The organism is Rhizobium sp. BK098 (assembly GCF_014193155.1).
Lineage (GTDB): Bacteria > Pseudomonadota > Alphaproteobacteria > Rhizobiales > Rhizobiaceae > Rhizobium.
Genome location: NZ_JACHYY010000003.1, coordinates 287,940 through 300,208 on the forward strand (window position 1 = coordinate 287,940; position 12,269 = coordinate 300,208).

General features: G+C 59.2%; 8 protein-coding genes. 2 read left to right on the top strand and 6 right to left on the bottom strand.

Annotated elements, in window-relative coordinates:
• Positions 1-50: 50 nt before the first annotated feature.
• Positions 51-2,765: an ABC transporter ATP-binding protein gene (locus tag FHT73_RS10655; RefSeq protein ID WP_112335843.1), complete on the top strand. Its 2,715-nt coding sequence runs from the start codon at positions 51-53 to the stop codon at positions 2,763-2,765.
• Between the two features lie 53 nt (positions 2,766-2,818).
• Entirely contained in the window at positions 2,819-3,295 is a 477-nt protein-coding gene (locus tag FHT73_RS10660) for a Crp/Fnr family transcriptional regulator (protein ID WP_112335842.1), read from the top strand.
• A gap of 124 nt (positions 3,296-3,419) precedes the next feature.
• Here FHT73_RS10660 and FHT73_RS10665 read toward each other — a convergent pair whose 3' ends face one another.
• The 6 genes from FHT73_RS10665 to FHT73_RS10690 form a co-directional block, all read right to left on the bottom strand.
• Complete coding sequence (locus FHT73_RS10665) at positions 3,420-4,562, bottom strand: fumarylacetoacetate hydrolase family protein (RefSeq protein WP_183711487.1); 1,143 nt, start codon at positions 4,560-4,562, stop codon at positions 3,420-3,422.
• Between the two features lie 176 nt (positions 4,563-4,738).
• Positions 4,739-6,109 carry an alpha-glucosidase/alpha-galactosidase gene (locus FHT73_RS10670; RefSeq protein WP_132719288.1) on the bottom strand — a complete coding sequence of 457 codons (1,371 nt, stop codon included), beginning with the start codon at positions 6,107-6,109 and terminating at the stop codon, positions 4,739-4,741.
• An 18-nt stretch (positions 6,110-6,127) separates the two neighbouring features.
• Positions 6,128-7,798 carry an ABC transporter ATP-binding protein gene (locus FHT73_RS10675; RefSeq protein WP_183711489.1) on the bottom strand — a complete coding sequence of 557 codons (1,671 nt, stop codon included), beginning with the start codon at positions 7,796-7,798 and terminating at the stop codon, positions 6,128-6,130.
• Between the two features lie 11 nt (positions 7,799-7,809).
• Positions 7,810-8,937, bottom strand: coding sequence for an ABC transporter permease (locus FHT73_RS10680; protein ID WP_183711491.1), 1,128 nt, complete (start codon positions 8,935-8,937; stop codon positions 7,810-7,812).
• Complete coding sequence (locus FHT73_RS10685; protein WP_015343442.1) at positions 8,937-9,947, bottom strand: ABC transporter permease; 1,011 nt, start codon at positions 9,945-9,947, stop codon at positions 8,937-8,939. The genes FHT73_RS10680 and FHT73_RS10685 overlap by 1 nt, the downstream gene beginning before the upstream one ends.
• Before the next feature lie 158 nt (positions 9,948-10,105).
• Positions 10,106-12,193 (bottom strand): ABC transporter substrate-binding protein, encoded by a 2,088-nt coding sequence (locus FHT73_RS10690; protein ID WP_183711493.1) that lies wholly within the window; start codon positions 12,191-12,193, stop codon positions 10,106-10,108.
• Positions 12,194-12,269: the final 76 nt, after the last annotated feature.

Below are 12,269 nucleotides of genomic sequence, written 5' to 3' on the forward strand. Positions count from 1 at the left end.
CCGGCATCACGCCGGTGCTGGGCGTTGAATTTGAAAGCCTGCAGTAAGCAATGGAAAAAAGCCTAGCACGCTACATTTGGTCGAATACCCGGCTGGAGCAGATCTGGATACTGCTCGTCGTCGCGGCCTCGATGATCCCATACTTCCTGTCCTTCGACTTGCCGAAGCAGATCGTCAACGGGCCTATCCAGGGCAAGGGTTTCGAACATCCCGGCGACACGCAGACCTTCATGCACATCGCCTTCAATGTGCCGCTCATCGGCCATGTCGAAATTTTTCAGGGCGTACAGCTGACGCGCATGTCGATGCTCGTCGCACTGAGCATGGTATTTCTGGCACTCGTCGTGCTCAACGGCCTCTTCAAGCTCTATATCAATACCTACAAGGGGCGGCTCGGCGAGCGCATGCTCCGCCGTATCCGATTCGAGCTGATCGACCGCGTGTTGCGGTTTCCGCCGTCCCATTTCAAGCGGGTCAAGCCCGCCGAAATCGCAACCATGATCAAGGATGAGGTGGAGCCGATGGGCGGCTTCACCGGCGATGCCTTCGTGCAGCCGGCGCTTCTCGGCGGCCAGGCGGTGACGGCGCTCGTCTTCATCATCATGCAGAATTTCTGGCTCGGCATGATCGCCGCGGCAATTGTCGCCGTACAGGCGATCGTCATTCCGCGCATGCGCAAGCGGCTTCTGGAACTCGGGCGCCAGCGGCAGCTGACGGCACGCGAGCTTTCCGGCCGTGTCGGCGAAATCGTCGATGGCATCGGCACCATCCATGCCAACGATACGACAAACCTGGAGCGCGCCGATATTGCGCACCGGCTCGGATTGATCTTCTCGATCCGCTACGATCTCTACCAGTGGAAGTTCCTGGTCAAATTCATCAATAACTTCCTCGCTCAGGTGACGCCGTTTCTGTTCTATCTGATCGGCGGTTTCCTGGCACTGCAGGGTCGCCTGGACATCGGTCAGCTCGTCGCCGTCATCAATGCCTATAAGGATCTGCCAGGGCCGCTGAAGGAGCTGATCGACTGGGATCAGTCGCGTCAGGACGTTCAGGTAAAATACAATCAGGTGGTCGAACAGTTCAGCGTCGACCATCTGATCGATCCGAAAATCCAGGCGGTTTCGCCCGCACCCGCGGCCCGCATAACCCATTCTCTCGTCGCAACCAACGTCACCATCGTCGATGACAGCGGTGCGCGCGTGCTGGATCACGTTTCGGTTGAAATTCATCCCGGCGAAAGGGTGGCGATCGTTGGCGACAGCGGTGCGGGCGGCGAATATCTTGCAGAGGCATTCGGTCGCCTGACCTGGCCGGATAGTGGCCGCATCTCGATCGACGGCCACGATATTCTGGAACTGCCGGAATCCCTCATCGGGCGACGCATCGCCTACGCTTCCTCCGAAACGTTCTTCTTTCACGGTACCTTGCGCAGCAATCTGCTCTATGGTCTCAAGCATGCGCCGCTCGCTGCCCCCGTCTACAGCGAGGATGAGGCGGCAAAGGTCAAATGGAGCATGGCCGAGGCACGTCGTGCGGCCAATCCGGAATTCGATCTCAATAGCGACTGGGTGGATTATGCCGCCGCCGGTGCAACGGGGCCGGATGATATCTATTCCGCAATCCGTCCGGTTCTCGATGCCGTCGCCATGTCGCAGGATATTTTCGACATGGCCTTGCGCTCGAATGTCGATGCGGCCACACACCAGGATCTGACGTCGCGCATCGTCGAACTGCGGCAGGCATTGCGGTCCCGGCTTGAGGAGGAAAAGCTCGAGGATCTCGTGGTTCCCTTCGAGTTCGATGCTTACAATCCGCAGGCGACGGTCGGTGAAAATCTGCTTTTCGGTACGTTGAAACGGCCGCAGATGACCAATCGCAAGCTGGCGGCTCATCCCTATTTCCGGCAGATATTCGCCGAAACCGGTCTGGTATCCGATTTGTACGATATGGGCCTGGAGATTGCCGAAAACGCAGTCGAACTCTTCACGGACCTGCCGCCGGACCATCCGTTCTTCCAGCAGCTGACCTTCATGACGGCGGAGGACATCCCGACCTATGAGGCGCTGCTGCAGAAGCTGAACGGCAAGGGCTATGAGGCAGCTACCGACGACGAGCGTGCGGCCATCATCCGCCTGAGCTTCTCCTATATCGAACCGCGTCACCGCTTCGGTCTCCTGACGCAGGTGCTCATGGAAAAGATCGTGCAGGCGCGCGCGAAGTTCTACGAGAATATTCCAGCCGATCTTGCCAAGGTCATCGAGCGCTACGATCCGGAGCGCTTCACTGCGTCGGCGACCCTGATGGACAACGTGCTGTTCGGTCGCATCGCGCATCAGCAGGCGAATGCGCCGGAGCGCATCCACCAGATCATGTATGATGTGTTCGGGCGTCTCGGCATGCATGACGGCGTTCTGTCGATCGGGCTGGATTTCGACGTCGGCTCGGGCGGCAAGCGCCTGACAAACGTGCAGCGCCAGAAACTCAATCTCGGTCGCGCCCTTTTGAAACGTGCCGATTACATCATCTGCAATCGCCCGCTGCCGGCGCTCGACCATCGTGTTCAGGATCAGATTGCCAGGGCCATTCTGGGCGAACTCCATAGCGGCGACTATGCGCCGGCGATCATCTGGGTTCTTTCCAATCCCAGTTTTGCCGAATTGTTCGACCGTGTGCTGGTTTTCGATCACGGCAGTCTCGTTGAAAACGGCTCTACCACTGATCTTTTAGAGAAAAACGGTATGTTCAAAGAACTGTTATCGTAATATCCTATCTCGACAGTGGCGTCTGGGGCCGAACACTGGGGGTATTGAAGCTCATGCTTCTGAAGGATGAAGTTGAAATGCTGAAGCGGGTGCCGATTTTTTCGCGCATCGCACCCGCGAAATTGAAACTTTTGGCGTTCACGTCCGATCGTGTCAGCTACAATGCTGGCCAAACCCTGTTTCATCAGGGCGATCAAGGTGACGCGGCCTATGTTGTTCTTTCAGGGACTGCTGATATTCTAGTCGATAGCCCGGCCGGCGAGATCAAGGTTGCCGAAGTCGACGTCAATTCCATCGTTGGCGAGATTGCCATCCTCTGCGATGTCTCTCGTACAGCCACGGTGAAAGCGACTTCCAGGCTGGAGGCGCTGAAAATCAGCAAGGAACATTTCCTGAAGCTGCTCAGCGATTTCCCGGAAATGGCCGTCGAGATCATGCGCGTGCTGGCAGACCGCCTCAACCACACGACCTCGGAACTGACCGCCGTTCGCAGCCGCCTCGACCAGCCGCAGTCGATGTCCACCCATTGAGATTGAGGGGCTAGGTGAGCGGGCTTTTGAGAGGCAGGCGCCCCTTTGATATCGCTTATCCATTAGTACTGTAGAGTTGAACGCGAAACTGGCTCCTTCAGTCTCGCGTTCGGTAGCCGGCGTCTCAAATCAGCCCACGTCGAGCAAGATTGCGCATCAAATGCGAGGCGCCGAATGTCCATGGCGCGCATTCAGTCGACAGCAGCACGCGGTTGCGCAGCGCTCCGAGCTTGTCGTTCGAGATGGTGACGATGTCGCCGACCTTATGAGTGAAGCCCTGACCGGGCGTGTCGCGATCCTCGACAGGGGCGAAAAGCGTTCCCATAAAGAGCACGAAGCCATCGGGATACTGATGATGACGGCCGATGGTCTGGGAGACGAGATCTAGCGGATCACGGCTGATCTCCTTCATCGACGAGCGACCATGCAGCACATAGCCTTCCTCACCTTCGACCTTGAGGTCGAGATCGGCGTTGCGAACGTCATCGAGAGAGTAAGTCTCATCGAACAGGCGGATGAAAGGCCCGATCGAACAGGAGGCGTTGTTGTCCTTGGCCTTGCCGAGGAGCAGGGCAGAGCGGCCTTCCACGTCGCGCAGGTTGACGTCGTTGCCGAGGGTGGCGCCCTTGATCCGGCTCTGGCTATCGACGGCAAGCACGATTTCCGGCTCGGGATTGTTCCATTTGGAGATCGGATGCAGGCCGACATCCGCACCTTGCCCGACGGAGGACATGACCTGCGATTTGGAAAAGACTTCCGCATCTGGTCCAATGCCGACTTCGAGATATTGCGACCAGACACCTTCCTCGATCAGCGCCGCCTTGACCTTGGCGGCTTCCGGCGAACCCGCCTTCAAGTTGCGCAGGCTGTCGCCGATCAGCGCCGTCACCTTGCCGCGGATCGCTTCGGCAAGGTCCGGATTGCCGGCTGCGCGCTCTTCGATGACGCGCTCCAGCATCGAGCGGGCAAAGGTCACGCCGCAGGCCTTGATCGCCTGCAGATCGATAGGGGCGAGAAGATGGACGGATGCGGTATCAGCCTTGGCAGTCAGCAAATCATCAAGCTTTGTGACGGCCTCGCCTTTTTGCGCGCGCACGAAAGCGACCGGATCGTCCTTCTCCAGCAGGTCGCGCATGGTCGGCGCGTCCTTCGAGGTGATGTCATAGAGCGTGCCATCGCGAAGGGTGACGAGGGCAGGACCTTCCACATCCGGGCGCCAGATGCGGCCGACAAAGGTTCCGGTGGTGAATGTATCTGAGCTCGCCATGTCGTTCGTCTCCTCCAAACTGCGTGTGTTTTCTAACCCAGGCGAATGTGCTTTGCCATCCGTTATCGGGGTAATATCGCCTGCGTTTTGGATTTTCATTTTCTCCGGTGCGGTAAAAATGGAAGGCCCCGCGGCAGCACCGCGAGGCCTTTGAGCCGCAAGCCGGGAGAGTGGCTTCAGGCGGCCTGAACCTTGCGATTGCCGCGTGCCCATTCCGGCAGCCAATCGCCATGGGCCGCCAGCAATTCGTCGACGAGCGACCAGATCTGATCGAGATCGAGTTCCGCTGCGGTATGCGGGTCCATCATAGCGGCGTGATAGATGTGCTCGCGGTTCTCGGTCATCAGAGCCTTTACCGTCAGTTCCTGCACGTTGATGTTGGTGCGGATCAAGGCCGTCAGCTGCGGTGGCAGGTCGCCGACATAGGTGGGCTGGATGCCGGAGGCATCGACCAGGCAGGCGACTTCGGCTGCGCAATTGAACGGCAGTGAGGTGATGCAGCCGTTGTTGCGGACGTTGCCGTAGATGACAGAGGGTTCGCCGGTCCAGACCGAATTGATGATCGAAGAGGCATATTCCTTCGACTGCTTGACCTCGATCTTTTCCGCCGTGCGATATTCCTCGGCCTGGTTCTTCCAGCGCGCCACCTGCTCGATGCAGCGCTTCGGATATTCGTCGAGCGGAATACCGAATTTCTCGATCAGGTCCTCGCGGCCTTCCTTGATGAAGTATGGCGTATACTCAGCGAAATGCTCGGAGCTTTCGGTGACGAAGTAGCCGAGCCGGGTCAACATCTCGTAGCGCACCTTGTTCGGGCAGCGCGGGTTCCAGCCGGGCTTCGGTGCGCGTCCTTCGCGATAGGCACGCACGAGATCCGGATAGAGATTGCGGTAGGAACCATCGGGCTGGCGGTGCTCGAATTCGAGATAGAAGGCCATGTGGTTGATGCCGGCGGAACGATAGCGGATCTCGTCATAGGGAATGTCGAGATCGTGAGCCAGCTCCATCGCCGTGCCCTGCACGGAGTGGCAAAGGCCGACCTGCTTGATCGTTGGGTACTTCTCGCCGATCGCCCAGGTGTTGATCGCCATCGGGTTCACATATTGCAGCATGATCGCATTCGGGCAGACCGCAAGCATATCCTCGCAGATCTTCCACAGATGCGGAACCGTGCGCAGGCCGCGCATGATGCCGCCGACGCCGAGCGTGTCGGCGATCGTCTGGCGCAGACCATATTTCTTCGGAACCTCGAAATCGGTGACCGTGCAGGGCTCGTAGCCGCCAATCTGGAAGGCGACGACAACGAAATGTGCGCCGTCAAGCGCCTTGCGCTGATCGGTAAAGGTCTCGACCGTGGCCGGAGCGCCAAGCGTCGAGGCAAGCTTGCGGGCAACGATGGCGCTTTCATCCAGCCGCTGCGGATTGATGTCCATCAGCGCGATCCTGGCTCCTGCCAAGGCCGGGCGCTGCAAGACGTCGCCAATAATATTCTTCATGAAGACGGTCGAACCGGCTCCGATAAATGTGATCTTGGGAGTGCCTGTCATGTCAAAATCTCCTGAATGCTATGAAGCCACCTCGAACGCCGCTCTGACAAGGCGTTCGGTGTAAGCCGTCTTGGGATGCGATAGGACTTCTTCGACCGGCCCTTCCTCCATGATCTTGCCGTGCTGCATGACGATCACGCGATGGCAAAGGGCGCGGACGACCTTGAGGTCGTGGGAAATGAAGAGATAGCTCAGACCCCGCTCGTCCTGCAGCTTGCGCAGGAGGTCGATGATCTGGGCCTGGACGGAAAGGTCGAGGGCCGAAGTCGGCTCGTCGAGCAGAATGAATTCCGGCTCGAGCGCGATGGCGCGGGCAATCGCGATGCGCTGGCGCTGGCCACCGGAAAACTCGTGCGGGAAGCGCGAGAGAATATTGGCCGGCATGCCGGCACTGACGAGCGCTTCCTTGACGCGGTCCAGGCGCTCGGCCTTGTTGGCGCCGAGATTGTTGACAATCAGCCCCTCGCAAATGATCTGGCCGATGGTCATGCGCGGATTGAGCGACGAGAAAGGATCCTGAAAGACGATCTGCATGCGCGAGCGCAAGGGGCGCATTTGGGCGCGCGACCGGCCGTGGATCGGCTGCCCGTCGAAGAAAATCTCGCCGCCATCGGTATCGATCAAGCGCAGCAGCGCCTGGCCGAAGGTGGTCTTGCCCGAGCCGGATTCACCGACAAGGCCGAGCGTCTCATGGCGGCGTAGCTCAAGATTCAGTCCGCCGACGGCGACGAGCTCGCGCATGTCGGGTTTGAAGAAGCTGCCGTGACGCAGCATGAAGGCTACCTTGACGGACTTGCCTTCGAGCACCGTGTCGCAATTCGGCGGCAGCGGCTTTGCATGCCCGCGCGGCTCCGACGTCAGGAGATGCCGCGTGTAGGGATGCTGCGGATTGGCAAAGAGTGCTTCGGTCGTATTGTGCTCGCGCATCTCGCCATGCTGCATCACATAGACATAGTCGGAGAACTGGCGCACCACCGTCAGGTCGTGGGTAATCAGGATGACTGCCATGCCGAGCTGCTTCTGCAGGTCGCGGATGAGATTGAGGATCTGCGCCTGCACGGTGACGTCGAGCGCCGTTGTCGGCTCGTCGGCGATCAGCACGTCCGGATCGTTCGCGAGCGCCATGGCGATCATCACGCGTTGCCGCTGTCCACCCGAGAGCTGATGCGGATATTGTTTCAGCCGCGCTTCCGGATCGGGGATCTGCACCTGTTTCAGAAGATCGAGCGCCCGCTTTTCAGCATCGCGCCGGCTGACCTTGCGGTGCACCCGTATCGCTTCGACGATCTGGCTGCCGATCGTGTAGATCGGGTTGAGCGAGCTCATCGGCTCCTGGAAAATCATCGAGATGCGGTCGCCGCGCAGCTGCCGCCGCGCCCTCTCCGAAAATTTCAGCACGTTCTTGCCGTCGTAATGAACGGCGGCTTTGTCTGAAACCACGGCACGCTTGGTCAGGAGGCCCATGACAGTGCGGGCCGTTACCGATTTTCCGGAGCCGGATTCGCCGACGATCGCGATGGTTTCTCCGCGATAAAGCTGGAAGGTGATGTCCTTGACGGCATCGACCATGCCGTCCTCGACCTTGAACTTGACGGCAATATTGCGGGCGTCGATGACGGGCGAGGTGGTCTTTTCGCCGGCATCGTGCCTGGTGTCGGGAGCATAGGGATTGACGAGTGCGAGAGCCATATCCGTTCTCCTCAATAGGGGTCGATTGCGTCGCGCAGGCCGTCGCCGAGCGCATTGAAGGCGAAGACGGTGACGAGAACGAAGGCGACGGGCGAGAGGATCCAGGGATAGGAGCCGATGACCGAATAGGTCGAGGTATCCTGCAACATCAGACCCCATGAGATCAGCGGCGGCTTGACGGCAAAACCCAGGAAGCCGAGGAAGGATTCCAGCAGTACGACGCTCGGGATAGCAAGCGTCACCGCGACGATGACGTGGCTCATGACGTTCGGCAGGATGTGCTGCAGGATAATGCGCCAGTCGGTTGCTCCGACCGCCATCGCGGCGCGGACATACTCGATCCGCGCCAGCGCTAGCGTCTTGCCGCGAACCTCGCGGGACATCTGCGCCCAGCCGAGCGCCGACATCACGATAATGACGAAGGCGAGAAAGACGTTCGTAGGCGCAGTCACCGGGATCAGTGAGGTCAGCGCCAGATAGAGCGGCACTTGCGGGAAAGCCAGCACGACCTCGACGAAGCGCTGGATCCAGGCGTCCACCGTACCACCGAAATAACCGGAGATCATGCCGATCGTTGTGCCGACGATGGTGACGATGGAAACCACGGTCAAGGCGATCATCAGCGAGATGCGCGAGCCATAGATGGCGCGCGACAACACATCGCGTCCGAACTTGTCTGTGCCGAGGAAATGCACCGGACCGCCGTCGATCGCGCCGAAGAGATGGCGGTTGCCGGGGATCAGACCAAACAGATAGTAGGGATCACCCTTGACGAAGAAGCCAAGCAGGCGCGGGTGGTCATAGTCCGGCCCGACGATCGGCTGGAAGGTGACCGGGTCGAGATCCGTCGTCTCGGCAAGCGCATAGACGCGGGGCAGAAAGACGAAGTTGCCGTCCTTGTCATGGAAACTGATGACCTGTGGCGGCGCAAAGCCGGTATCGGTCGCCTTCGGATCGAGAGGCGCAACGAATTCGGCAAAGATCGCCATCAGTAGCAGCAGGATGACGAGAACGAGACCGCTCATGCCCGTCCAGGAGCGCTTCAGACGCCGCCAGACCAGTGCGATATAGCTTTCATTGCCGCTTTTGTGCTGGATCTTTTCTTCCGGCGATGGCGGGGATTTGCTGAAGGCGAGCATCAGTGTATTCCTCCCTGTTGACGGACACGCGGATCGAGCAGCGCAAGCAGCATATCGGCGATGATATTGCCGATGATGAGGGTGGCCGAAAGCACCATCATGAAGGTTGCCGTCACATAGACGTCGCCGATCGCCATCGAGCCGACGATGGCCGGGCCGACGGTCGGCAACGTGAAGATGATGGCAGTCTCGATCTCGCCGGTCAGCATGTAAGGCAGGACAACCCCTTGATACATTACGAGTGGATGCAGCGCGTTCGGTACGGCATGACGCATGACGACGGCGCCTCCGGAAAGGCCTTTCGCCCGCGCGGTCTCCACATATTGAGCATTCAGCGTGTCGAGAAGATTGCCGCGCATGACGCGCATATTGTAGGCAAGGCCGCCGAAGGTCGCGATCGCAACGACAGGCCAGACATGCCTGACTAGATCGACGAACTTGGCCCAGGACCAGGGCGCGCCGCCATATTGCGGCGAGAAGAAGCTGCCGATCTCCGAGACGTTGAGCTGGAAGACGAGAAGATAGACGATGATCAGCGCCATCAGGAAGCGCGGTACTGTCATGCCCAAAAAGGAAATGCCCGACAGGAGGCTGTCGATCCAGCTATATTGCCGTGTCGCTGCCCATATGCCGAAACCGATGCCGAGAACGGATGCGAAGATGTGGCAGACCAGCGCGAGAGCCAGTGTCCGCGGCAGGCGCTCTCCAACGACATCGGCGACGGGCTTGTTGTAGAACATGCTGTAGCCGAAATCGCCTCGGGTGACGATACCGCCGATCCAGTTGACGTATTGAACGACCAGCGGCTTGTCGAGCCCATGTTCGCGGCGGTAAATTTGTGCTTGCTCATCGGCTTGCGCGAAGGATGCACCGCCCTGGTTCATCAATTGCGAGCGTATGTAATCAGCGTAGTCGCCGGGTGGTGCCTGAATGATCGCAAAGGTCACCACGCTCAGGATGAAGAGCACGGGAATGGCGGAGGCTATTCGCACGAGCAGGAATCGTAACATAGAACGGTTCGCTTCTCTTGATGCTGTCGGCGGTCTCGTCCCATCGGGATGATATACGCCAGCGGTTCAATTCTATCCCGGCGACAGCTGATCGCTGGATGTTTCAAGCCCCATGGCAACCGGCATCATACCGGCTGCCATGGGTATTTCATGCGACCTTACTTGATCGGACCGGGGCTGCCAGGAGCGCCCGGAAGCTCTTCTGGGAAGAGTTCGTACTTGCCCTGCTTGTCGGCTGCGACCCAAAGGCGCTCGCGGATGATCGAGTCCTCTGCCCAGTTGAACAGGAAGATCGGCGTGCCCGGAGGAACGTTGGAGAAGCGCTTGTTGATGATCAGTGCGCCTGGATATTCGGTCAGACCGATATTGTAGAGGTGTCCCGTCGAGATCTTCTGGAACTGCTTCATCAAAGCCACGCGTTCGTCGTTGTCCTTCGATGTCGTGAATTTGCTGACGACATCCACCATGTCCTTTTCGAAGGGCATGAGATCAACCGTACCATCCGCACCCGCGCGATGGTTCCAGCTCGTGCGGGGACCGACAGGTGCGAGCTGCTCCGTATTCTGGACGACCGAGGCGAGCTCCGTAGTATTACGCCGAACCATCCAATCGAAACGGCCGCCGTAATTGGCATCGTCACGCTTGGGTCCGTCGAGCGCATTGATGATGACGCGCAGCCCGAGCTTCTCCATCTGGCCAACGACGCCTTCGGCCAGGCTCTTGTCGGTGGTGTAGTCGTTGCTGACCAGCAGGGTGATCTCGACATCTTTGCCGCCGTTGACGCCCGCCGGGAAGTTTACGATGCCGTCGCCGTCGGTATCCTTCAGACCAGCCTTTGCAAGCTCGGCCTTAGCCGCAGTAAGATCGAACGGATAATAGACGGTGGAATTACGATCGTAGAAGCTGCTGCCGGAGGAAAGACCGCCCGGATAGATCGCCGTGAACGGGCCCTTGACCAGTGACTCGCCGAGGGCCTTGCGGTCCAGTGCCATCGTAACAGCCTTGCGGAAATCCTCATTGCGGTTCAGGTCGCGAACGGCCTGAGCACGGGGATCGGGACTGCCCCAGCCATTGGCGGAGAAATTCATCTGCAGGTTATAGCCGATGAGGCGAGGGCCGAAGGCAAGACGAGCCGGCGCATCGGGCTGTGCGGCGCGCTTCAGCGAAGCGACGAAATTTTCCGGTTGCTCCAGGTTTGAAATGTCACCAGAACCGGCAACAGCCTGGACGTCACGGTCCGCCCAGGTCGAGAGCTTGTAGTGCAGCTCATTGAGGTAGGGCAACTGATTACCCTTCTCGTCGACCTTCCAGTAGTAGGGATTGCGACGCAGGACGATGATATCATCCGGCCGGTATTCGACTGGAACCCAGGCACCCATGACCGGAATGTTCATATATTCCGGCGGGAAAGCATTCTTGAACTGATCGTAGGTGTTCTTGGAATATTTTGGGTGCTGCGGCTTCAGGATGTGCGACGGGCCTGGGCAGAAATTCGGATAGGCCATCGTATAGAGATATTGCTTCGGGAAGGCATCCTTGAACGTCCATTCGACGGTGTAATCATCGATCTTCTTCAGCGTCGTTCCTTCGCCGAAAGCTTCCGGCGATGCGCCGCCGCCAAGCGGCGAGACGTTCGGGTCGATGACCTCGTCTTCCCAGTAGAACATGATGTCATCGGCATTGAAGGGCACGCCGTCGGACCATTTCGCGCCTTCGATCAGATGCATGGTGAGCTTATGGCCGTCGGACGACCATTCCCAGCCCTTGGCAAGGTTCGGTAGCGGTTCGGTATCCTTTGCTTCTACCTGGAACAGGGGAGCCGTGCGCGTCAGGCATTCCGAAAGGGCGATGTCGATGCCGCCCCAGCCTTGGGTTTGCCCGGCGCCGTAGTTCCAGCCTTCCGGCCTGCCGCCGATAACATGGCGCATGGTATCGCCGTAGACGCCGATGCCGTCAGGCATGTTGCCGGTCTTGAAGACCAGCGGCTCTTTCGGCACGCGATCCTTGACGGGCGGCAGCTTGCCGGTCTTGACGAACTTGTCCGTGACCCAGGCGGGCTCGTGATATTCCGGCAGCGCCTTGAACTCCAGGATGGAGTTGCGCTCGACATATTTGATCTTGCCCTCAGCCGGGAAAACCGGCGGAACGGGCGGCACTGTCGGCTCGGCTGCATAGGCGCTGATGGCGATCGCGGATGTGGCAATCGTCAACGCGGCGAGAAGGCCGATCGGTCGAAAATGTCTCATCTTGTTCTCTCTCCCAATATCGCGAGCTTTCCGTTCGAGGCGTCGCGTTCCTCCCGTAAAACGGAAGACGGCCGGC

Coding starts and splice junctions, on each gene's coding strand:
- FHT73_RS10665 (WP_183711487.1), bottom strand. CDS start 4,562: ATGGCGAGCTCAGATACATTCACCACCGGAACCTTTGTCGGCCGCATC.
- FHT73_RS10660 (WP_112335842.1), top strand. CDS start 2,819: ATGCTTCTGAAGGATGAAGTTGAAATGCTGAAGCGGGTGCCGATTTTT.
- FHT73_RS10690 (WP_183711493.1), bottom strand. CDS start 12,193: ATGAGACATTTTCGACCGATCGGCCTTCTCGCCGCGTTGACGATTGCC.
- FHT73_RS10655 (WP_112335843.1), top strand. CDS start 51: ATGGAAAAAAGCCTAGCACGCTACATTTGGTCGAATACCCGGCTGGAG.
- FHT73_RS10685 (WP_015343442.1), bottom strand. CDS start 9,947: ATGTTACGATTCCTGCTCGTGCGAATAGCCTCCGCCATTCCCGTGCTC.
- FHT73_RS10675 (WP_183711489.1), bottom strand. CDS start 7,798: ATGGCTCTCGCACTCGTCAATCCCTATGCTCCCGACACCAGGCACGAT.
- FHT73_RS10670 (WP_132719288.1), bottom strand. CDS start 6,109: ATGACAGGCACTCCCAAGATCACATTTATCGGAGCCGGTTCGACCGTC.
- FHT73_RS10680 (WP_183711491.1), bottom strand. CDS start 8,937: ATGCTCGCCTTCAGCAAATCCCCGCCATCGCCGGAAGAAAAGATCCAG.